Consider the following 22602-nt stretch of genomic DNA (forward strand, 5'->3'; position numbering starts at 1 on the left):
AAATCCTGTCTGCAAACGAAACCAGCGCTGAGTATATCTCAACTATACCTCGTTGGGATCTACATCCGGACGCGCATACTCCGGCCAGACCAGCGCGACCAGTTCCGGGTAGGCTTTCAGGCTAAACTCACGAAAACACTGGCGCAGATTTAATACATCTAAATCGGAGTACGACACCTTCTCGCCATTCAGACAGCGCTTTTTGATATTGTCGTAATATTTATAGACCGCCGAATTAAGGTCGCTACAGCGGCGCTGCGCGTCGAACAGGCCGGGCGTATCATTAATTTCGGCCATTTTCATTCGCTTAATTGTCGCATGGAGGAAATCGATATATTCGTGATTTACTCGCCAGTACCAGACCGGCGTCACGGCGTTCATCAATACGGAGAAATGATCTTCCCCCTCCTCTTTCGACATCAATTCAGGCTGCGGCGGTTCACTGACGTCTTTTGACACTTTCGTTTTATTGAACTCTTGCATCAATAAAAGCACGCCAGCGGTCAGTAATAGTAACGTTATGACCGTGAAGAAAATGCTGTTCATGGGTAGGCTCCATTTTTTTTGATTTTAAAATTGCCTCATGATATTGTCAACGAATCTCACCCTTTTTCCAACCCCACCCTTTTGAAATTAAAGGAAATTAAAATGCTGCCCGACAATCTTGTCCCGGCAAAGTACCACATTACGCCTGTGGAACAGCCTTCGACGGAAGCAGATAAAGAGGCGAATTTCACTCAAGGAAAAAGAAAACTCTCCGACTATGAAGCCGACATATTAATTGGTGTTTCACGCACTGGCAAATCCCGTAATATGGTGCTGGAAGAGCACGATCGCCATTTAAAAGAGCGTTTATTTCGCGCGATCAAGATTGAAGCCTTAGTTCATCTGCTGAATGATTTACAGGCCGAAGGGGAAATAGACGCCCAGACGCTAAGTCAAATAATGGTCGAGAAAACGCAGCAAATAAATGAAGCCGGCAATGAAATTTGGCTTAATTTAATTACGCGTGAAAAAAACAATCCCATTTTTTATAACCTGGGGGAAGATTAACGTGAATGATGATAGCGGTAATAACGTTTATTTGACTTTAGATGATAAAAAAAGCGATGAATTTATCTTAAAGCAGAATCTCGACGCCCTGAAAAAGATAAAAAATGACGAGATGACGCGAATTACGCAGGATTTGGTTTCGATTCCGGCCACGCTGGTACGCCTGAAATGGCAGAACCGTCGGGAGATTTACGCCTTGCAGGCCAAGGAGGAGATTTACGGCGCGGTGATGAACGCCATTATTGAACAGCGTCCTGAGCTTAAAGAGAAGATCCTCGGGCGACTGGAGGCGAACTATCAGTACCTGCTGGCACGCGAGACAGCCACCCTGCGCCTGACCCGTAAATTCTCGGAAGGCAATTACCGTACATCAAACGTGACCTGTGTGGCGCTTGATGAAGAGGCGCCGACGGCACCTTCAGAGTGAGACAACAATGATTGTTGCGGAATGCAGGCCGGGTAAGGCGACGCCGCCACCCGGCAGGCAAGGCTGCAAGAGCCTTCGTTTTACTTCGCGGCCGCTTTCTCTTCGCCGACCAGACCAATCTTCAGGTATCCCGCCTGATGCAGCGTGTCCATTACCTTCATCATGGTTTCATAATCGACGGTTTTATCCGCGCGGAAGAAGACGGTGGTGTCTTTCTTGCCGCCGGTGAGCTGGTCCAGCGCCGGAATAACCGAGGCATCCGTTACCGGATCGTTGCCCAGGAACATGGACTTATCGGCCTTCACGGACAGGTAGATAGGCTTTTCCGGACGCGGCTGCGGCTGGCTGGAGGACGCAGGCAGATTCACCTTCACGTCCACCGTCGCCAGCGGTGCGGCAACCATAAAGATAATCAGCAGAACCAGCATGACGTCGATAAACGGCGTCACGTTGATCTCATGCATTTCACCGTTATCGTCCAGATTTTCATTAAGACGCATTGCCATACAATCAACCTACGCGCAGTTTGGACGCCGCATGAACCGGTTTAACGGCGCTGGCGTTCAGGTCCAGATCGCGGCTTTGCAGCAGCAGAACCTGCGCGGCAACGTCACCCAGTGTGGCTTTGTAACTGCCAATCATGCGCGCGAAGATGTTATATATAACAACCGCCGGGATAGCGGCAACCAGACCGATAGCCGTTGCCAGCAGCGCTTCTGCGATACCCGGCGCGACGACCGCAAGGTTAGTGGTCTGCGTCTGGGCGATACCGATAAAGCTGTTCATGATGCCCCAGACGGTACCGAACAGGCCGACGAACGGGGAGATAGCGCCGATAGTCGCCAGGTAGCCGTTACCGCGGCCCATATGACGACCCACGGCCGCAACGCGACGCTCCAGACGGAAGCCGGTACGCTCTTTAATGCCTTCGTTATCTTCACTGCCTGCGGAGAGTTCCAGCTCGTTCTGCGCTTCGTTCACTAACAGGGTAGTCAGGCTTTTTGCATGGAAGGATGAGGTGATATCAGAAGCCTGATCCAGAGAACGGGCTTCCGCCAGCTGCTTCTGCTCACGCTTGAGGCGGCGTTTTTGTGAAAGAAGTTCGGCGCTCTTGCTGAAGAAGATAGCCCAGGTGATCACGGACGCCAGAATCAGGCCGATCATCACAATCTTAACTACGATGTCAGCATGTTGATACATGCCCCAAACGGAGAGATCCGTCTGCATCAAATTATTACCCACTCTGTATCTCCAGGACGCAAATCACAAAATCTGAACGTAATAATATCAAAACGTCGTCGAATTGATAGTAGTTCTCATTAGTATTTACATAGTGCCGTAATTTTCGCTCACTTTCCTTGCGCTTACGCAGTAAAAATTTCTTATGCGAATTTTTGATAATATTTTCTGCTTATTCGATAAGCATCCGGATGCACATTCTGACAATCGTGGTAGTCTGGACGTCCAGACGTATAAAAATAGGGTTAGCGAACATGACTAAAAAGCAGCTTGAGACCACGCTGGTGCAGGCAGGACGCAGTAAGAAATACACTCAGGGCTCGGTCAACAGCGTGATCCAGCGCGCCTCCTCGCTGGTGTTTGATACCGTTGAAGATAAAAAAATCGCTACGCGTAATCGCGCGAAGGGCGGGCTGTTTTACGGTCGTCGTGGCACGTTAACCCATTTCTCGTTGCAGGAAGCCATGTGCGAACTGGAGGGCGGCGCGGGCTGCGCGCTGTTCCCGTGCGGCGCGGCGGCGGTCGCCAATACCATTCTGGCGTTTGTGGAACAGGGTGACCACGTCCTGATGACCAATACCGCTTACGAGCCAAGCCAGGACTTCTGCACCAAAATACTCAGCAAGCTCGGCGTCACCACCAGCTGGTTCGATCCGCTGATTGGGGCCGGTATTGCCGGGCTTATTCAGCCCAACACGCGCGTTGTGTTCCTGGAATCTCCCGGCTCCATCACCATGGAAGTGCATGACGTCCCGGCCATCGTGAAGGCGGTGCGCAGCATAGCGCCGGAAGCGATCATCATGATCGACAACACCTGGGCGGCAGGTGTGCTGTTTAAAGCCCTGAAATTTGACATCGATATCTCGATTCAGGCGGCGACCAAATACCTGATTGGCCATTCCGACGGCATGATCGGTACGGCGGTGTCTAACGCCCGCTGCTGGGATCAATTGCGTGAAAACGCCTACCTGATGGGCCAGATGGTGGATGCCGATACCGCCTACATGACCAGCCGGGGCATCCGTACGCTCGGCGTGCGTCTGCGTCAGCATCACGAAAGCAGCCTGCAAATTGCACAGTGGCTGGCGCTGCATCCGCAGGTGGAGCGCGTTAACCATCCGGCGCTGCCGGGCAGCAAAGGGCATGAATACTGGCAACGTGACTTTACGGGCAGCAGCGGGTTGTTCTCATTTGTACTTAACAAGCGCCTGAATGACGCCGAACTGGCAAGCTATCTGGATAACTTTACACTCTTCAGCATGGCCTATTCATGGGGTGGGTTTGAATCGCTGATCCTGCCTAACCAGCCGGAGCAGATTGCGGCCCTGCGCCCGGGCGGCGAGGTGGACTTCGAAGGGACCTTAATCCGCCTGCATATCGGGCTGGAAAATGTGGACGATTTAATTGCGGATTTATCGGCAGGATTTGAGCGCATCGTGTAAAGTGCTGACTGAAATGTACTCCCCGGACGCAATTCTGAACACCGCAAGCAGAAAAGTCTGTATGAGATGCGCCTGCGATCAACCCCGACAGGCAAAATTGGGAGTACAATAGCGTTATATCTGCTGTTCCACAGGAAAGTCCATGGCTGTTATTCAAAATATCATCACGGCGCTCTGGCAACACGATTTTGCCGCGCTGGCGGACCCGCATGTCGTCGGGATTGTCTATTTCGTGATGTTCGCGACGCTGTTTCTGGAAAATGGACTACTGCCAGCCTCATTTTTACCCGGTGACAGCCTGCTCCTGCTCGCAGGGGCGTTGATCGGCAAGGGCGTGATGGACTTCGCACCGACAATGGTGATCCTCACCTCTGCGGCCAGTCTCGGCTGTTGGCTGAGCTACCTGCAAGGGCGCTGGCTTGGAAACACCCGCGTGGTGAAAGGCTGGCTGGCGCAGCTGCCGCATAAATATCACCAGCGCGCCACCTGCATGTTTGACCGCCACGGCCTGCTGGCGCTGCTCGCCGGGCGTTTTCTGGCGTTTGTTCGCACCCTGTTGCCTACCATGGCGGGCATATCGGGTCTGTCCAACCGCCGCTTCCAGTTCTTCAACTGGCTGAGCGCCCTGCTCTGGGTGGGCGTGGTCACCACGCTCGGCTACGCGCTGAACATGATCCCGTTTGTTAAGCGCCATGAAGACCAGGTGATGACGTTCCTGATGTTGCTGCCGATATTCCTGCTGGTTGCGGGCCTGGTCGGCACAATCGCGGTGGTGATTAAGAAGAAGTATTGCAGCGCCTGATACCCCATCCTGATTCTCTTCCCGCGGGGAGAGAATCAAAAGCCTAAGCGCCCTGCATCGTTCTGATGCGCGACGCATCTTCCCCCGGCGTGACGCCGAAGTAGCGCTTAAACTCCCGACTAAACTGCGACGCGCTTTCATACCCAACCCGCATCGCCGCGGCGCTGGCCTTCATGCCATCGTGGATCATCAGCATCCGCGCCTTATGTAGACGGTAGGTTTTGAGGTACTGCAACGGCGACGTGCTGGTGACGGATTTAAAGTTATGGTGAAACGCCGAGACGCTCATGTTGGCTTCCGCCGCCAGCTGGTCAACGCTGAGGTTTTCCGTGTACTGGCTCTCGATGCGCTTGAGCACGCGGCTAATCAGGCTGAAGTGCGTTTGCCGGCTTACCAGCGCCAGCAGCGCCCCGCCGCCCGGTCCCAGCAGCACATGGTAAAGAATTTCGCGGATAATCTGCTTTCCGAGAATACGCGCATCCAGCGGCCTTTCCATCACGTCTAACAGGCGTTCAATCGCGCAGAGAATTTCCTCCGATAGGGTCGCGGAGTTGATACCGCTTGCCGCCATCGACGGCCGGAAAAGTTCGTCCTCCCCAATATCCATCAGCAGCTCCTGCAACTGGAGGATGTCGACGTTGACGCGGATCCCGGCCAGCGGTACCTCCTCTGTCGCGAAAGTTTCACATTCGAAGGGTAAAGGTACTGTCAGAAGCAGATATTCATTGGTGTCGTAACGGAACACGCGCTCATTGATATAGCCAATCTTATGGCCAGAAAAGAGAAACACGATGCCGGGCTGATACATCACCGGGGTGCGCGTCCCGGGCTGGGTACCGTACAGCAATCGAATATCCGGCAACAGCTCAGCCGAATCATTTCCGTTATCTATCAGTCTTTTAATCTGCGACGTTAGCTGGCGGCAGATGGCATCACGGTTCATTTTCAGTTACTCCGGGTACGGTTTCCGACGCTGACAGTGTGCGCATTTTCTTACCGTTTCTCCAGCGCGCTGTAGAAATGGGCAAGACATCGGCAGGAATGTGCATTGAGAGGATAGCGCCTGCCCGCCACAATGAGCAGCATCAGGTTGCCTTCTGCGCCACCACGATTTTTTACCCACTACAGGGAACAAGCCATGAACAACTTTAATCTTCATACCCCAACCCGCATTCTGTTTGGTAAAAACGCTATCGCTGACCTGCGCGCGCAAATCCCGACGGACGCCCGCGTCCTGATTACCTACGGCGGCGGCAGCGTGAAAAAAACCGGCGTACTGGATCAGGTGTACAGCGCTCTGGAAGGTCTGGACGTGCGCGAGTTCGGCGGTATCGAGCCTAACCCGTCTTATGAAACGCTGATGAACGCGGTAAAAATCGCCCGCGACGAGCAGATCACCTTCCTGCTGGCGGTGGGCGGCGGTTCCGTGCTGGACGGCACCAAATTCATCGCGGCGGCGGCCCATTACGCTGACGGCATCGACCCGTGGCATATTCTGGAAACGGGCGGCAGCGACATCAGCAGTGCGATCCCGATGGGCTCCGTGCTGACGCTGCCGGCCACCGGATCAGAGTCCAACAAAGGCGCGGTCATCTCCCGTAAAACCACCGGTGACAAGCAGGCCTTTATGAACGAACACGTTCAGCCCGTGTTCGCGATCCTCGATCCGGTTTACACCTATACCCTGCCTGCGCGTCAGGTGGCGAACGGCGTGGTCGACGCCTTTGTTCACACCGTTGAGCAGTACGTTACTTACCCGGTAAACGCCAAAATTCAGGATCGTTTCGCGGAAGGCATTCTGCTGACGCTGATTGAAGAAGGTCCGAAAGCGCTGAAAGAGCCTGAAAACTACGACGTGCGTGCCAACGTGATGTGGGCAGCCACCCAGGCGCTGAACGGCCTGATCGGCGCAGGCGTGCCGCAAGACTGGGCTACCCACATGCTCGGCCACGAGCTGACGGCGATGCACGGCCTGGATCACGCCCAGACGCTGGCGGTGGTTCTGCCTGCGCTGTGGAACGAAAAACGTGACGCTAAACGCGCCAAACTGCTCCAGTACGCCGAACGCGTGTGGAACATCACCGACGGTTCCGACGATGCGCGTATCGATGCCGCGATTGAAGCCACCCGTCACTTCTTTGAAAGCCTGGGCGTGCCAACGCGTCTCTCTGGCTACGGCCTGGACGGCAGCTCCATCCCTGCCCTGCTGGCGAAACTGGAAGCACACGGTATGACGCAGATCGGCGAGCATGGCGACATCACCCTTGACGTCAGCCGTCGTATTTACGAAGCGGCACGCTAAGCGTTTTTAGGATCCTGACTTTCGTTTTTTGACATTTCGTCCAGACTTAATGCACATCACATCGTCGGAGGTTCCCTCCGGCGATGAGCACCTGAAGGAGGAAAAATGGCAAACCAAACCGTAATCAAGCTACAGGACGGCAACGTGATGCCCCAGCTGGGGCTAGGTGTATGGAAAGCCGGTAACGACGAGGTCGTCTCCGCCATTCATAAAGCCCTGGAAGTCGGCTATCGGTCCATCGATACCGCCGCCGCCTATAAAAACGAGGACGGCGTGGGAAAAGCGCTTGCCAGCGCCGGCGTTCCCCGGGATGAGCTTTTCATCACTACCAAGCTGTGGAACGACGATCAAAAGCGTCCCCGCGAAGCGTTGCAGGAGAGTCTGGAGAAACTCCAGCTCGATTTCGTCGATCTTTATCTCATGCACTGGCCGGTACCGGCTATCGACCATTACGTTGATGCCTGGAAAGGGATGATTGAACTGCAAAAAGAGGGGCTGATAAAAAGCATCGGCGTCTGTAATTTCCAGGTTCATCATCTGCAACGCCTGATTGATGAAACGGGCGTCGCGCCGGTGATTAACCAGATTGAGCTGCACCCGCTGATGCAGCAGCGCCAGCTTCATTCATGGAACGCCACGCACAAGATCCAGACTGAATCCTGGAGCCCGCTGGCCCAGGGCGGCGAAGGGGTGTTTGACCAGCAAATCATCCGTGAACTGGCGGATAAGTACGGTAAAACCCCGGCGCAGATCGTCATTCGCTGGCATCTGGATAGCGGTCTGGTGGTGATCCCGAAATCGGTCACGCCATCGCGTATCGCCGAGAACTTCGACGTCTGGGATTTCCGCCTGGATAAAGACGAGCTGGGTGAAATTGCGAAGCTGGATCAGGGCAAGCGGCTTGGGCCGGACCCGGATCAGTTTGGCGGGTAATCCCCTCACCCTGCCCTCTCCCCGGAGGGGAGAGGGTTAGACCTGTAGACCCGGTAAGCGCAGCGCCACCGGGTATTGTTACAGGTTTAACCGGTCTTACGTTTTACGTTCTTCTTCGTTCCCGCAACACCATTCGAACGCTGATGCGCAATCGGGGTATGTTTGGTCAGCGCCGGGCGCGTGTTGCGGTTCTGGCGGCGCGCTTCGCGCATCTCTTCCAGCGTTGGCGCAGGCACCAGGCAATCACGACGCGAGCCGATCAGGTGCTTTTTCCCCATCTCTTCCAGCGCCTGACGGATCAGCGGCCAGTTTTTCGGATCGTGATAGCGCAGCAGCGCTTTATGCAGACGGCGCTGTTTATCCCCTTTCGGCACCACCACGTCTTCGCTCTTATAACCAATCTTACTCAGCGGGTTTTTGCCGGTGTAATACATGGTCGTCGAGTTGGCGAGCGGCGACGGGTAGAAGTTCTGCACCTGATCCAGACGGAATCGACGCTGCTTCAGCCACAGCGCCAGATTCACCATGTCTTCATCACGGGTGCCGGGGTGTGCGGAGATGAAGTATGGGATCAGATACTGCTCTTTCCCCGCCTGTTTTGAGTAGGTGTCGAAGAGCTGTTTAAAGCGGTCGTAGCTGCCCATGCCCGGCTTCATCATTTTGGACAGCGGGCCTTCTTCGGTGTGCTCCGGGGCGATCTTCAGATACCCGCCCACGTGGTGCGTCGCCAGCTCTTTAATGTAGCGCGGATCTTCCACAGCGATGTCGTAACGCACGCCAGAGGCGATCAGGATCTTCTTGATGCCTTTCAGGTCACGGGCGCGACGGTAAAGGTTGATCGTCGGCTCGTGGTTGGTGTCCATATGCTCGCAAATGCTCGGATAGACGCAGGAGAGACGACGGCAGGTCTGCTCGGCGCGCGGCGATTTACAGCGCAGCATGTACATGTTGGCCGTTGGACCACCCAGATCGGAGATCACACCGGTAAAGCCCGGCACCGTGTCGCGAATGGCTTCGATCTCGTTAACAATCGACTCTTCGGAACGGCTCTGAATAATACGGCCTTCGTGTTCGGTGATCGAACAGAAGGAGCACCCGCCGAAGCAGCCGCGCATGATGTTGATCGAGAAACGAATCATCTCGTACGCCGGAATGCGGCTGCTGCCATATGACGGATGCGGTACACGCTTGTACGGCAGAGCAAACACGCTGTCCATCTCTTCGGTAGAGAGCGGGATCGCCGGCGGGTTAACCCAGATATAGCGCTCGCCGTGCTTTTGCATCAGCGCTCGCGCGCAGCCGGGGTTGGTTTCATGGTGTAAGATGCGCGACGCGTGGGCGTAGAGTACTTTATCGCTTTTTACTTTTTCGTAGGACGGCAGCAGCACATAGGTTTTTTCCCACGGCTTCGGACGCGGCGGCTGCACCACCACGGCTTTTGCTTCCGCTTTCTTCGGCTCAACCGGTTTGTTATCCGCGCACGGCAGATCGTCACCGTACGGATGCGGGATAGGATCGATTTTGCCCGGCATATCGATAATGCGGGAATCCACCCCGCTCCAGCCCGGCAGCGCCTCTTTCACCATGATCGCGGTGTTGCGCACGTCGCGGATCTCGCTGACCGCTTCGCCCTGCGCCAGACGGTGTGCCACCTCTACCAGCGGACGCTCACCGTTACCGAAGATCAGCATGTCGGCTTTCGAATCCACCAGCACCGAACGGCGCACGGTGTCGGACCAGTAGTCATAGTGTGCGGTACGGCGCAGGCTCGCTTCGATGCCGCCCAGGATCACCGGCACGTCTTTCCATGCTTCTTTGCATCGCTGGGTGTAGACGAGGGTTGCGCGGTCGGGACGTTTACCCGCCACGTTGTCAGCCGTATAAGCGTCGTCATGGCGCAGCTTACGGTCGGCGGTATAGCGGTTGATCATCGAGTCCATGTTGCCCGCGGTCACGCCGAAGAACAGGTTAGGCTTGCCCAGACGCATAAAGTCGTCTTTGCTGTTCCAGTCAGGTTGGGAGATGATCCCCACGCGGAAGCCCTGGGCTTCAAGCATACGGCCGCAGATCGCCATGCCAAAGCTCGGGTGATCGACATACGCATCGCCCGTCACCAGAATAATATCGCAGCTGTCCCAGCCCAGCTGGTCCATCTCTTCACGGGACATCGGCAGGAAAGGCGCCGGTCCAAAGCAGGCTGCCCAGTACTGGGGCCAGGAGAAGAGGTCGCGATCCGGCTGGATCAGGGAAATAGCGCTCATAATGCTTCCGAAGAAAAAATAGACAAAAGGAGCGGGATTATACGCTGGTTTACCGGGGGAAATGAAGGGGTATTGTGCGGGCTGTTGCCCTCACCCCAACCCTCTCCCACAGGGAGAGGGAGAAAGTGTTTTACGGTGCCGGATTCACCAGCATCTGCCCTACCGATCCCCTGTCCATCATCTCCAGGGTCTGGCTGTGGAACAGGAACGGGAAGTGCGGCCAGGAAGGCTGGCCGTAGTAGACGAGCAGTTCGACCTGGCCATCCACCCAGACGGTATCTTTCCAGCCCCTGTCTTCCGGGAACGGCATCGCCCCGTTGACGTTGCGGATCAGGAATGACACCCCTTCAATATGGAACGACTGCGGCATCTCCGAGCGGACGGTCCAGCGCTCCCAGGTTCCCTGCTGGGCGGTGATATCAATACGGTTTACGTCCCACAGCGCGCCGTTGATGCCCGGATCGTCGCCAAGGCTGATATCGCGACTGCGTACTGCCGGGCCGGTCACAATTTCCTGCGGCAGCAGGCGCATCGGCAGGCTGTCGGTCACCAGCGGCAACAGGCCGGTCGGGCGCAGCGTCAGCACCAGCGTGGAGACCAGCACGCTCGACGGTTCAAAGAAGCCGCGAATACGGTCAACAATGCTTGCCGCTTCGCCGCAGGTCACGGACACTTCATCCCCGTTGGTCATATCCACGAGGATTTCACGACGTTCGCCTGGCGCCAGCGCCAGCTGCTTCACCGACACCGGCGCAGGTAATAACCCCTGATCGCCTGAAATCACGTGCAGCGCGCGGCCGTCGCTCATCTGCAACTGGTAGCGGCGCGAGTTAGAGGCATTCAGCAGACGCAGGCGCACCCAGCCACGAGACACTTCGACATACGGGCTTTGCGCGCCGTTAACCAGCAGCGTATCGCCCACAAAGCCACCGCTGCCCGGCTCGCTGTACTCCGGGGTACCAAAGTTATCCAGTCGCTTATCCTGAATAATGATCGGGAAATCATCGACGCCGTAGTGATTCGGGATCGGCAGCGTTTTACTGACCTCATCTTCAATCAGCCACATTCCGGCCAGGCCGTTGTAGACCTGCTGGGCGGTGCGGTTCGGGGTATTGGCGTGATACCACAATGTCGCCGCGCTCTGACGAATCGGGAGGACGGGCGCCCAGTCGGCATTCGGCGACATCATGCGTGCCGCGCCGCCAATCAGCGGCCCCGGCACCTGCAAACCACTGACGGTCATCGCGACATTTTCCGTCGTACGGTTACTGTAGATGAGCTTAACGTCATCGCCATTCCACACGCGAATGGTCGGCCCGAGGTAGCGTCCGTTAATGCCCCATACCTGCGCGCGCGTTCCCTGGGTAAAGAACCAGTGGCTACGCTGAAGCGTGAGGAATAGCGGCTGCCCGCGACGGGATTCAATCAACGGCGGAATAGGCAGCGGCTGTTGCTGCCCGGCGGCGCTGGCTGTCCGCGGTATCGCACCCGCACAAAGGGCGATACCCGAAGCCTGAATAAACTGACGCCGACTGAGTGACATATAAGCTCCATCTGAAACGACTAACAACGCGGGAATTCGTTTTCCCTTACACGACACCGGGTTAAATCTTACCGGCGGCTTCTCGCTCTGCAACTTCTTTATCGAGCTGCGCAATATGCTGAGCCATCAGCTCGCGGCAGTGCGTGGCCAGCTCGCGCACCTGGTCTTTACCGTATTTAGAGGTATCTACCGGCGGCAGCATTTCGACAATGACCAGTCCGTTATTCAGACGGTTAAGATTAATCTTATTCGATGTATTGGAAACACACACGGGAATAATTGGAACGCCAGCCGCAATTGCAGCATGAAACGCGCCGGTCTTGAACGGCAGCAGGCCGCGACCACGGCTGCGCGTCCCTTCCGGGAACATCCAGATGGAAATCCGGCGCTTTTTAAACTGATCCACCACTTCCGCAATAGTGCCATGCGCTTTGGCGCGGTTGTTGCGGTCAATCAGCAAGTTACCGGTGAGCCAGTACAGCTGGCCGAAAAAGGGGATCCACAGCAGGCTTTTTTTGCCCACGGTTACGGTCGGCGGAAGAACAATATTTGAGGCCGTCACCATATCGTAGTTGTTCTGATGGTTAGCGATATAGATGGCGTTACCGAAATTCTCCGCCCCTTCAGGCAGACGCTTTTCAACCTTCAGGCCAAACAGCGGCGCAAGACGACCAAACATGTGGCCAAACGTCGCGACATGCTTTGGGTTACGCGGGCTGAACAGGCAATAAATCGATCCGAAAATACAGACCAGAATGCAATAAATAACGGTAAGAATGAGACGAATAATGTATAGCATAGCGACCTCTGAAGCCCTGACAGCTGACAATTATACTTCACCTGTGGCCAGGTAAGGACTTTATTACGAGCGCGTATTGTTAATCGCAACGCACGAATTAACAACGTTTTTACGGGAAATTTTATGGTAATTCCCCCTCCGGAAAGAGGGGGATGAAACAGGTTACTCTTCGCTGTCGTCCGCTTTGCTGCGCGCCGGCGAGTCAATCTCCACGCGGTCGATTCGCTGGAGGCCGCGCATCAGTGAGCCGCGACGTCCGCGCTCACCCACCACCTTCTGCAACTCTTCCGGACGCAGTTTGATTTTACGCTTGCCGACATGAATGGTCAGCGTGCTCTGCGGCGGCAGCAGGAAAAGATGCGCGAGGCTATCTTCGCCTTTTGCCGCTTCCGCTGACGGGATACTGATGATCTTGTTGCCCTTGCCTTTCGACAGCTCTGGCAAATCGCTGACCGGGAACATCAGCATACGTCCGGCAGCGGTGATCGCCAGCAGCATGTCGCTTTCGTTCTCGATGATCAGCGGCGGCATGACGTGTGCGTTATCCGGCAGGCTAATCAGCGCTTTACCGGCACGGTTACGCGACACCAGATCGTTGAAGGTACAGATAAAGCCGTAGCCCGCATCAGACGCCATCAGCAGTTTTTGATCGTCGGCTTCCATCAGCATATGCTCAACCGTGGCACCCGGCGGCAGCGTCAGCTTACCGGTGAGCGGTTCGCCCTGGCCGCGCGCAGACGGCAGCGTGATCGGGTCGATGGCGTAGCTGCGGCCCGTGGAGTCGATGAACGCCACCGGCTGGTTACTCTTGCCCTTCACCGCCGCCTTGAAGCTGTCACCGGATTTGTAGCTCAGACCCGGCGCGTCGATATCGTGGCCTTTGGCGCTACGCACCCAACCGCTCTGGGAAAGCACGATGGTCACCGGCTCGGACGGCAGCATGTCGTGCTCGTTCATCGCCTTCGCCTCTTCGCGCTCGTGCAGCGGAGAACGTCGGTCGTCGCCAAAGGCGTCGGCATCGGCCTGCAACTCTTTCTTCAGCAGGGTGTTCATCTTGCGCTCGGACGCCAGAATCGCCTGAAGCTGATCGCGCTCTTTTTCCAGCTCGTTCTGCTCGCCTCGGATCTTCATCTCTTCCAGTCTGGCGAGATGGCGCAATTTCAGTTCGAGGATCGCTTCGGCCTGGGTTTCGCTGATGCCAAAGCGCGACATCAGGGCAGGCTTAGGTTCGTCCTCGGTACGAATGATCTCGATCACTTCGTCAATGTTGAGGAACGCCACCAGCAAACCTTCGAGGATATGCAGGCGCTTAAGCACTTTTTCCAGGCGATGGTTCAGACGGCGGCGCACCGTATCGCGGCGGAAGGCCAGCCATTCGGTGAGGATCTCCAGCAGGTTTTTCACCGCCGGACGACCGTCCAGACCAATCATGTTCAGGTTGATGCGGTAGCTTTTTTCCAGATCGGTAGTGGCGAACAGGTGGTTCATCACCTGCTCCATGTCCACGCGGTTAGAACGCGGCACAATCACCAGACGGGTCGGGTTTTCGTGGTCCGATTCGTCGCGCAGGTCGTCCACCATCGGCAGCTTTTTATTGCGCATCTGGGAGGCGATCTGTTCCAGCACTTTGGCACCCGACACCTGATGCGGCAGCGCGGTGATCACCACGGCACCATCCTCTTTATTCCACACCGCGCGCATGCGCACGGAGCCGCGACCGTTCTGGTAGATTTTGCGGATTTCCGCACGCGAGGTGATGATCTCGGCTTCGGTCGGATAGTCCGGCCCCTGCACGATATCCAGCAGATCGTCCAGCGAGGTTTTTGGCTGCTCAATCAGGGTGATGGCCGCTTTTGCCACTTCACGCAGGTTGTGCGGCGGAATGTCCGTCGCCATGCCCACGGCGATACCGGTCGTGCCGTTCAGCAGAATGTTCGGCAGACGCGCAGGCAGCATTTTCGGCTCCTGCATCGTACCGTCGAAGTTTGGCACCCAGTCGACCGTGCCCTGCCCCAGCTCGCCCAACAGCACTTCGGCATATTTAGACAGGCGAGATTCGGTATAACGCATTGCCGCGAAGGATTTCGGATCGTCCGGCGCCCCCCAGTTCCCCTGGCCATCCACTAACGGATAGCGATAAGAGAACGGCTGGGCCATCAGCACCATCGCTTCATAGCAGGCGCTGTCGCCGTGCGGATGGTATTTACCCAGCACGTCGCCGACGGTACGGGCGGATTTCTTAAACTTGGCGGTAGCATTCAGCCCCAGTTCGGACATCGCATAGACGATGCGGCGCTGAACGGGCTTCAGGCCATCCCCGATAAACGGCAACGCCCTGTCCATGATGACGTACATGGAGTAGTTCAGGTAGGCATTTTCCGTGAATTCATGTAGCGCGAGGCGCTCTGCCATATCGCTCATTACGTGTGATTCCTCAACTCAGAAACCGATGGGTTTCAGGCAATATTGCCGCAGATACTACCTCATCTGGCGAGTTGAGTCACAAAGAAAAAGGGCCGCTCATGCGGCCCTTTCCGGGTTATTTGTTCAGCTTGATAACCTGCTTCACGTCGATTTCAAACTCGTTCCAGTCTTTATCGATTTTACCCTGGAGTTCGACTTTATCCTGCGGCGTCACCGTCACGCCGTTCCAGCGCTTGTGGTCGATCTCCACCACCACCGTGCCGCTTTCATCGCGGAAGGTGTAACGGTCATCGGACAGGCGCTCGGTAATGTTCCCGCGCAGCTTCACCCAGGCATCGTCCTTCAGGTCTTTCACTTTAGCCGCGGTGGTGAGGTTGGCGTTGTTATCGACAAAGCCACCCTGCTGGGTTTGCGTCTGATTCTGTGTCGCAGATGGGCCAGAGAAGCCACCCTGTGCAGCAAAGACAGGGGCCGTGGTCATCATCATGATGGCAGCAATTGCAGCGAATTTTTTCATCTTTATCTCTCCCTTTAATGTCGTTTCACAATCCATTAAACAGGGTAAACCTTAACAACTTCTTAAGGGGAAAATTTATTTATTTTTACTGTACAGCAGGCGCTTGCAAAAGGTTTACTGACGGCATCAAGGAGGAAATATGCGCATTTTACTGGTAGAAGACGACAAGCTCATTGGCGACGGCATCAAAGCGGGCTTAAGCAAAATGGGCTTTAACGTGGACTGGTTTACCGACGGGAAAACCGGGCAGGCGGCCCTGTACACCGCGCCGTATGATGTCGTGGTGCTGGATCTAACGCTGCCGGAGATCGACGGGCTTGAGATCCTGCGCGCCTGGCGCGAAAGCGGAAAGAGCGAACCGGTGCTGATCCTGACCGCGCGGGATGCGCTGAATCAGCGCGTCGAAGGGTTACGCCTGGGGGCGGATGATTACCTGTGTAAGCCGTTCGCGCTAATTGAAGTGGCGGCCCGTCTGGAAGCGCTGGTACGCCGCAGCCACGGGCAGGCGCGCAGCGAGCTGCGTCACGGCAAGGTCACGCTCGATCCGGCAAGCCTTGTCGCCACGCTGGAGGGCGAACCGCTGGTGCTCAAACCCAAAGAGTTCGCCCTGCTGGAACTGCTGATGCGCAACGCGGGCCGCGTGCTGCCGCGCAAGGCCATCGAGGAGAAGCTCTACAACTGGGATGATGACGTCTCCAGCAACGCTGTCGAAGTCCACGTTCATCATTTACGCCGCAAGCTCGGCAGCGACTTTATCCGCACCGTGCACGGCATCGGTTATACCCTGGGTGACGCATGAAACTGACCCAACGCCTGAGCCTGAAGCTGCGCCTGACGCTCCTCTTTTTGCTGCTTTCCCTGGCGGCCTGGTTTGCCGCAAGCGTGGTGGCCTGGCACCAGACGACCGACAAGCTCGATAAACTGTTCGATACCCAGCAGATGCTGTTTGCCAAACGGCTGCTGACGATGGACGTGGACGAACTCCGCGCGCCGGAACGCATGCGCGAGGTGCCGAAAAAAGCCAAACACGGCCATCTTGACGACGATGCGCTGGCCTTCGCAATCTTCACCGCCGACGGCAGCATGGTGCTTAACGACGGCGAAAACGGGCGCGACATACCTTACCTCTACCGCCGGGACGGGTTTGATGACGGTCGGTTGCAGGATGACAACGACGAATGGCGTTTCCTGTGGCTGACTTCTCCGGACGGGAAATACCGCGTGGTGGTTGGCCAGGAGTGGGAGTACCGACAGGATATGGCGCTGGACGTGGTCAGCTCGCAGCTGACGCCGTGGCTGGTGGCGCTGCCCGTGATGCTGCTGTTGCTGATTGTCCTGCTGAGCCGGGAGCTGAAACCGCTGAAAAACCTGGCGCAGACCCTGCGCTCGCGCTCCCCGGATGCGACCGATACGCTGCCCACCCACGGCGTGCCGACGGAGGTTCGCCCCCTGCTTGATGCGCTTAACCATCTTTTCGCCCGTACGCAGGAGATGATGGCCCGCGAGCGTCGCTTCACCTCGGATGCCGCCCATGAGTTGCGCAGCCCGCTGGCCGCGCTGAAGGTGCAAACCGACGTGGCGCAGCTTTCCCTTGACGATCCCGGGGCGCAGTCTAAAGCGCTGGGGCAATTGCATGCAGGCATCGACCGCGCCTCCCGGCTGGTGGATCAGCTTCTCACCCTGTCGCGCCTGGATTCACTGGATAATCTTGATGACGTCGAACCCGTGATGATGGCTGATTTGCTGCAATCCGCGGTGCTGGATATCTGGCATCCGGCGCAGCAGGCGGGCATTGATGTTCGGCTCAACGTTAATGCGCCCGAGGTGATGCGTCACGGACAGCCGCTACTGCTGAGTCTGCTGGCGCGAAACCTGCTGGACAACGCCGTTCGTTACAGCCCGCGCGGCAGCGTGGTGGACGTGACGCTGAACACCCAAAGCTTTACCGTGCGCGACAACGGCCCGGGCATTTCAACCGATGCGCTGACGCGTCTCGGCGAGCGCTTTTATCGTCCACCGGGCCAGGACGCCACTGGCAGCGGTCTGGGGTTGTCTATCGTCATGCGTATCGCGGCGTTGCACGGGATGCGCGTCTCGCTGGGCAATGCGCCGGAAGGGGGCTTTGCAGTGACCGTCAGCTGGTAAGATTATTGCGCTGAGCGCAAAAGACTTTGCACATTTTGCTTATTTTTCCGCTCCGTCCTCGCGCGTAGAATACCCGGCATACTCTCATCATCGAGGACAAATAATGAGCAACATTCTGATTATCAACGGCGCGAAAGAATTTGCGCACTCTAAAGGCCAGCTCAATGACACCCTGACCGAGGTCGCGGATGGTTTCCTGCGCGACGCCGGACATGATGTTAAGGTCGTGCGCGCGGACAGCGATTACGACGTGAAGGCCGAAGTGCAGAACTTCCTGTGGGCCGACGTGGTGATCTGGCAGATGCCGGGCTGGTGGATGGGCGCACCGTGGACCGTGAAAAAATACATGGACGATGTGTTTACCGAAGGTCACGGTTCGCTGTATGCCAGCGACGGTCGTACCCGTTCAGATGCGTCTAAAAAATACGGTTCCGGCGGTCTGATTCAGGGCAAAAAATATATGCTCTCCCTGACCTGGAACGCGCCGCTGGAAGCGTTCACCGAGAAAGATCAGTTCTTCGAAGGCGTGGGCGTAGACGGCGCGTATCTGCCGTTCCACAAGGCGAATCAGTTCCTGGGTATGGAGCCGCTGCCGACCTTTATCGTCAACGACGTAATTAAAATGCCGGACGTCCCGCGCTATATCGCAGAATATCGCAAGCATCTCGCGGAAATTTTTGCTTAACTGGTAGCCTGGAATTAGAAGGAGTTAATTATGCTTACCGTTATTGCTGAAATCCGTACGCGTCCTGGCCAACATCACCGCCAGGCAGTACTGGATGAGTTCGCGAAGATCATCCCGACCGTACTGAAAGAAGAAGGCTGCCACGGCTACGCGCCGATGGTAGACGCCGCCACCAGCGCAAGCTTCCAGGCGACCGCGCCAGACTCTATCATCATGGTGGAGCAGTGGGAAACCGTCGCGCACCTTGAAGCCCATTTGCAGACCGCGCATATGAAAGCGTGGAGCGACGCGGTGAAAGGGGACGTTCTGGAAACCCACATCCGTATTCTGGAGCAAGGGGTTTAAGTTCTGTGAAATTTGCCGGGTGGCACTACGTTTACCCGGCCTACAACTTTCCCCCGCAGGCCCGGTAAGCGTTAACGCCACCGGGCTTTTTTTATCACCTTACCGCTCAACTGCTATGCTTATTCTGACTTCATGTTTAACAGGAGGATGGAATGGGTCTTTTTAACTTCGTGAAAGAAGCAGGCGAAAAGCTTTGGGACAACCTGACCGATCATAAGGGTCAGAGCGACAAAATCACCGAGCACCTCAAGAAACTCAACATTCCCGGTTCCGATAAAGTTCAGGTTAACGTCACCGATGGCAAGGCCAGCGTAACGGGCGACGGGCTAACGCAGGAGCAGAAAGAAAAAATCCAGGTCGCCGTCGGCAACATCGCGGGCGTCAGCGAGGTGGAGAACAATATCACCGCGACAGACGCCAAAGATGAAGCAACCTACTATACGGTGAAATCCGGCGATACCCTGAGCGCCATCTCTAAAACCGTGTACGGCGATGCCAATCAGTACAACAAGATCTTTGAGGCGAACCGCCCGATGCTCTCCAGCCCGGATAAAATTTATCCCGGCCAGACGCTGCGTATTCCTAAGGCATAACGTCTGAGGCTATTGGTTCACGTCGCGCAGAGGAACAGCATGAAAATCGCTTGTCTTGGCTGGGGCTCGTTAATCTGGAAAAGCGGCGCGCTACCGGTAGCCGGTGAGTGGCAAACCGACGGGCCTTCTTTGCCCGTCGAGTTCTGTCGGGTCAGTGATGGCGGTGAACTGGCGACCGCCATCTGTATGAATGCCCCTGCCGTGCCGGTGCTTTGGGCATGGCTGGAGGCCACAACGTTGAGCGTGGCCTGCCGCGCTTTGCGTGAGCGCGAAGCCATTCCCGAGGATCGCTGCGATGGCATTGGCTCGTTGCTAATCACCGGACGCGACACGGGTATCCTGACAACATGGGCCAGGGAGAAAGGTATTGAAGCGATCATCTGGACCGGGCTTCCGCCGAGAAGCGCGTCGCAGGAAGGCAGGGTTCCTGCCGTGGACGAGGCCATCGCTTATCTCGACGGCCTCAGCGGACAGACCCGCAGCCATGCGCGGGACTATATTTGCCGCGTGCCTGCCCAGCTTGATACGCCCTACCGGCGCGCCATTAAAGAGGTGCTTGGGTGGTGATACCGCTGCCCGTTACCAGTACAGCTTCCAGCTCTGGGTGAAGCGCACCAGCGCCTCGACGTAGAAGTAATCGCCCCAGCTCGCGCACTCATCCACGCCTTTATTGCTCGCCAGGTGATACACCGAGTGCTTAAGCAGCCCGTTGCCCTTCTCTTCTTTGCCCATCAGATAGTGCTTTGTCAGCGTGGACATAATCCCTTTCGCCCATTCGAGGTAACGTTCGCGATCCGGATCCGTGACCGGCAGGTGTTTTACCAGCTCCAGCAGCCCACATACCGCAATCGCCGCCGAGGAAGAGTCACGCAGCGCGTCGGTGCCCACCAGCGCCAGATCCCAGTGGCAGACGTAGTCTTCCGGCAGGCGATTGAGGAAGTAGTTCGCCAGCCGTTTTGACAGAGCGATCATCGTTTCGTCGCCGGTATAGATATAGCTCAGCAGGAAACCGTAAATGCCCCAAGCCTGCCCGCGCGACCAGCAGGAGTCGTCGGCGTAGCCCTGCTGGGTGTTGCCGTAGCGCGGTGCGCCGGTTGCTACATCCATATAGTAGGTGTGGAAGGTGGAGGCATCGTCACGAATGAGATACGTCGCCGCCTGCATGACGTGCGCTTTTGCGGCGTCGGCAAAGCGCGGATCGCCCGTCTGCTCTGTTGCCCAGTAGAGCAGCGGCAGGTTCATGTTGCAGTCGATGATCATTCGCCCGGCCTGCTCCGGATCGGAGAGATCGCCCCACGCCTGGATGATCTTCGCCTTCTCGTGGAAGCGTTCCAGCAGGGCTTCCGCCGCCAGCAGCGAGAAGCCGCGCGCCTCGCGGTTTCCGGTCAGCCGCCACGCGGCTACGCAGGAGAGCGTGTAAAGGAAGCCTAAATCGTGGGTATTGGTGTCGTTGCGCCCGGCGATGCGCAGGCCAAACGAGCGCACGTGTTTTTCCGCCATCGCACGGAATTTTTCCTCGCCGCTCATCTCCCACGCCAGCCACAGCTGCCCGGTCCAGAAGCTGGTGGTCCACTCCACGTTGTCAGTCAGCGGATAAAAACCGTTCTGGCAGGTTTCCGCCGGGAATTTGTCGCCGAACTCCGTTAAATGACGGCTAATCAGGTCCAGAACGTGGCTGCGCGCCGAATTCAGTTCATCGCTGAATGCGCGGGAGTCAACGGGCGCAGCGATAACAGGCAGGCGTTCTTCTTTGATACGACTTAACATATTTCGGTTCCTTCTTTGACGGCGTAATTTATCGTGTTGACGTTTCTGCTACGTTCAGCGCACGAGCCCCGCGCCATTTGCTCTGACAGGCGGATAACGTAAAAGCAGAAATAAGGGTAAAGGTCAGCGCCGTTGCGCCCATGATGATATAGGTGTGCTCAAAGCCAATACGGTCATACATATAGCCGGCAGGGGAAGAGACCACCACGTTGCCAACGTAGAGCATCGCCTGATAGCCGAGTAAATACATGGTGGCATTGACGCGCTTGTCGAAATGCTCGGCGATATATTTAAATACCGACACCAGCAGGAGACAAATTTCCAGACCGTACAGCGGCTTAAGCACTGAAATTAACAGGTGAGAATCACACATGCCGGAAATAATCAGACGCGCCCCGACCACCAGCCCGACAATTAATAGCCCGCGTTTGGCGCCAATAAAGTTCACAAACAGCGGGATCACCATATACATGACGAACTCCATGCCCGACTGCACGGTCCCGAGATAACCGAATACCGCGTTGCCCTGGTGAATATCGTCGAAGAAGGTGACGAAATAGCGCGAGAACTGCTGCTCGGCGATAAACATCATCCACGCCACGCCCGCCACGTACAGGCAGAAGGCCCAGAATTTGCGGTTTCGCAGCAGGGCGTAAACGTCTGACGGGGCGATTTTCTCTTTCGTCAGCACCTCGCCCGCGTGAATGGAGTTAGTGTTCACTTTCAGGCTCAGCAGGACGATCAGCATCACCACCGACGCCACGCTGCCGAGAATAAAGTTATACGCCGGTGAGAGGTTGAACAGCAGGCCGGAGAAGGATGACGCCACCGCCCAGCCGAGCGATCCCCACATACGGATCTGCCCGAACTCCATGCCGTTTAAGCGGCTAAAGCGGTCGGAATACGATTCGCACGCCGCCACGCCCGCGTACCAGGCAAAGCTTAAATAGAGCGCGCCGATAATAATCCCCAGCAGGGTATTAGACATTAACAGCGGCTGGTATACGTAAATAAAGAACGGCGCCATCAGGGCCGACATGATCACCACAAAATAGAGCAGGTATTTGCTCATGCCGATCTTATCGAGAATATAGCCGTAGATCGGTTTAAGAATTACGGAGAATATCCCGTTCACCGCAAAAACGGTTCCAATCACCGAGCCGCTGAGATTGGCTTTCTGGCCAAGCCAGATCGCCAGCAGTCCAATACTGGCAGACCAGGTAAAGAAATAGAGAAAGATAAAGCTACTGATTTTGTAATATTCAGTTCTGTTAGTTGTCGATGTGCTTTTCATATCATCCTCGCCGACGTGTAGGGCCAGATTT

At 56.3% G+C, this 22602-nt stretch carries 23 protein-coding genes; 12 read left to right on the plus strand and 11 right to left on the minus strand.

Annotation, left to right across the window (positions count from 1 at the left end; all coding sequences use genetic code 11):
* Positions 1-42 precede the first annotated feature (42 nt).
* Positions 43-546 carry an ESA_00282 family adhesion-associated protein gene (locus SK53_RS13475; RefSeq protein ID WP_048209602.1) on the minus strand — a complete coding sequence of 168 codons (504 nt, stop codon included), beginning with the start codon at positions 544-546 and terminating at the stop codon, positions 43-45.
* 102 nt (positions 547-648) lie between these two features.
* On the opposite strand from SK53_RS13475, the gene SK53_RS13480 reads away from it, so the two are divergent.
* Entirely contained in the window at positions 649-1053 is a 405-nt protein-coding gene (locus tag SK53_RS13480; RefSeq protein ID WP_045335726.1) for a hypothetical protein, read from the plus strand.
* Between the two features lies 1 nt (position 1054).
* On the plus strand, positions 1055-1480 hold the full coding sequence (locus tag SK53_RS13485; RefSeq protein ID WP_048209604.1) for a hypothetical protein: 426 nt from the start codon (positions 1055-1057) through the stop codon (positions 1478-1480).
* Between the two features lie 80 nt (positions 1481-1560).
* Here the strand turns inward: SK53_RS13485 and exbD are convergent, their stop codons facing one another.
* Both exbD and exbB read right to left on the minus strand, forming a co-directional pair.
* Positions 1561-1986 carry a TonB system transport protein ExbD gene (gene exbD, locus SK53_RS13490; RefSeq protein ID WP_001251472.1) on the minus strand — a complete coding sequence of 142 codons (426 nt, stop codon included), beginning with the start codon at positions 1984-1986 and terminating at the stop codon, positions 1561-1563.
* Between the two features lie 4 nt (positions 1987-1990).
* Positions 1991-2722 (minus strand): tol-pal system-associated acyl-CoA thioesterase, encoded by a 732-nt coding sequence (gene exbB, locus SK53_RS13495; protein ID WP_003862482.1) that lies wholly within the window; start codon positions 2720-2722, stop codon positions 1991-1993.
* A gap of 251 nt (positions 2723-2973) precedes the next feature.
* Here exbB and metC point away from each other — a divergent pair, with 251 nt between their 5' ends.
* Together metC and yghB are read left to right on the plus strand one after the other, a co-directional pair.
* Positions 2974-4161: a cystathionine beta-lyase gene (gene metC / locus SK53_RS13500; RefSeq protein WP_048209606.1), complete on the plus strand. Its 1188-nt coding sequence runs from the start codon at positions 2974-2976 to the stop codon at positions 4159-4161.
* 142 nt (positions 4162-4303) lie between these two features.
* Positions 4304-4963: a DedA family general envelope maintenance protein YghB gene (yghB, locus tag SK53_RS13505; protein ID WP_048209608.1), complete on the plus strand. Its 660-nt coding sequence runs from the start codon at positions 4304-4306 to the stop codon at positions 4961-4963.
* Positions 4964-5006: 43 nt separating this feature from the next.
* Here yghB and SK53_RS13510 read toward each other — a convergent pair whose 3' ends face one another.
* Positions 5007-5906 (minus strand): AraC family transcriptional regulator, encoded by a 900-nt coding sequence (locus SK53_RS13510; RefSeq protein ID WP_032660319.1) that lies wholly within the window; start codon positions 5904-5906, stop codon positions 5007-5009.
* Between the two features lie 195 nt (positions 5907-6101).
* On the opposite strand from SK53_RS13510, the gene yqhD reads away from it, so the two are divergent.
* Both yqhD and dkgA read left to right on the plus strand, forming a co-directional pair.
* On the plus strand, positions 6102-7265 hold the full coding sequence (yqhD, locus tag SK53_RS13515; RefSeq protein ID WP_023323745.1) for an alcohol dehydrogenase: 1164 nt from the start codon (positions 6102-6104) through the stop codon (positions 7263-7265).
* Between the two features lie 105 nt (positions 7266-7370).
* Positions 7371-8198, plus strand: a complete 828-nt coding sequence (gene dkgA, locus SK53_RS13520) for a 2,5-didehydrogluconate reductase DkgA (protein ID WP_023314848.1) — start codon at positions 7371-7373, stop codon at positions 8196-8198.
* Positions 8199-8284: 86 nt separating this feature from the next.
* Here dkgA and SK53_RS13525 read toward each other — a convergent pair whose 3' ends face one another.
* From SK53_RS13525 to SK53_RS13545, 5 genes are all read right to left on the minus strand, one after another.
* Positions 8285-10459 carry a YgiQ family radical SAM protein gene (locus SK53_RS13525; protein WP_023323746.1) on the minus strand — a complete coding sequence of 725 codons (2175 nt, stop codon included), beginning with the start codon at positions 10457-10459 and terminating at the stop codon, positions 8285-8287.
* Between the two features lie 130 nt (positions 10460-10589).
* A complete protein-coding gene (gene ftsP, locus SK53_RS13530; protein ID WP_048209610.1) occupies positions 10590-12002 on the minus strand; it encodes a cell division protein FtsP in 1413 nt (470 codons plus the stop codon).
* A 61-nt stretch (positions 12003-12063) separates the two neighbouring features.
* On the minus strand, positions 12064-12801 hold the full coding sequence (plsC, locus tag SK53_RS13535; RefSeq protein WP_047654209.1) for a 1-acylglycerol-3-phosphate O-acyltransferase: 738 nt from the start codon (positions 12799-12801) through the stop codon (positions 12064-12066).
* 162 nt (positions 12802-12963) lie between these two features.
* Positions 12964-15222, minus strand: a complete 2259-nt coding sequence (gene parC, locus SK53_RS13540) for a DNA topoisomerase IV subunit A (protein WP_003862499.1) — start codon at positions 15220-15222, stop codon at positions 12964-12966.
* 118 nt (positions 15223-15340) lie between these two features.
* Entirely contained in the window at positions 15341-15742 is a 402-nt protein-coding gene (locus tag SK53_RS13545) for a YgiW/YdeI family stress tolerance OB fold protein (RefSeq protein ID WP_003862501.1), read from the minus strand.
* Between the two features lie 139 nt (positions 15743-15881).
* On the opposite strand from SK53_RS13545, the gene qseB reads away from it, so the two are divergent.
* The 6 genes from qseB (at position 15882) to SK53_RS13575 (ending at position 20077) form a co-directional block, all read left to right on the plus strand.
* Positions 15882-16541 (plus strand): quorum sensing response regulator transcription factor QseB, encoded by a 660-nt coding sequence (gene qseB / locus SK53_RS13550; protein WP_048209612.1) that lies wholly within the window; start codon positions 15882-15884, stop codon positions 16539-16541.
* Complete coding sequence (gene qseC, locus SK53_RS13555) at positions 16538-17887, plus strand: quorum sensing histidine kinase QseC (protein WP_023323748.1); 1350 nt, start codon at positions 16538-16540, stop codon at positions 17885-17887. Before qseB ends, qseC begins: the two co-directional genes overlap by 4 nt.
* A 103-nt stretch (positions 17888-17990) precedes the next feature.
* A complete protein-coding gene (locus SK53_RS13560) occupies positions 17991-18572 on the plus strand; it encodes an NAD(P)H-dependent oxidoreductase (RefSeq protein WP_032607911.1) in 582 nt (193 codons plus the stop codon).
* 30 nt (positions 18573-18602) lie between these two features.
* Positions 18603-18917 (plus strand): putative quinol monooxygenase, encoded by a 315-nt coding sequence (locus SK53_RS13565; RefSeq protein WP_003862506.1) that lies wholly within the window; start codon positions 18603-18605, stop codon positions 18915-18917.
* A gap of 152 nt (positions 18918-19069) precedes the next feature.
* Positions 19070-19510: a peptidoglycan-binding protein LysM gene (gene lysM / locus SK53_RS13570; RefSeq protein ID WP_003862507.1), complete on the plus strand. Its 441-nt coding sequence runs from the start codon at positions 19070-19072 to the stop codon at positions 19508-19510.
* A 39-nt stretch (positions 19511-19549) separates the two neighbouring features.
* Positions 19550-20077 carry a hypothetical protein gene (locus tag SK53_RS13575; RefSeq protein ID WP_032607912.1) on the plus strand — a complete coding sequence of 176 codons (528 nt, stop codon included), beginning with the start codon at positions 19550-19552 and terminating at the stop codon, positions 20075-20077.
* A 12-nt stretch (positions 20078-20089) separates the two neighbouring features.
* Here SK53_RS13575 and SK53_RS13580 read toward each other — a convergent pair whose 3' ends face one another.
* Positions 20090-21277 (minus strand): glycoside hydrolase family 88 protein, encoded by a 1188-nt coding sequence (locus tag SK53_RS13580; RefSeq protein WP_032660336.1) that lies wholly within the window; start codon positions 21275-21277, stop codon positions 20090-20092.
* A gap of 28 nt (positions 21278-21305) precedes the next feature.
* A complete protein-coding gene (locus tag SK53_RS13585; RefSeq protein WP_045345594.1) occupies positions 21306-22571 on the minus strand; it encodes an oligosaccharide MFS transporter in 1266 nt (421 codons plus the stop codon).
* Between the last annotated feature and the right edge of the window lie 31 nt (positions 22572-22602).

The organism is Enterobacter sp. MGH119 (genome assembly GCF_001037675.1).
In the GTDB taxonomy this organism is placed as follows: domain Bacteria; phylum Pseudomonadota; class Gammaproteobacteria; order Enterobacterales; family Enterobacteriaceae; genus Enterobacter; species Enterobacter hormaechei_C.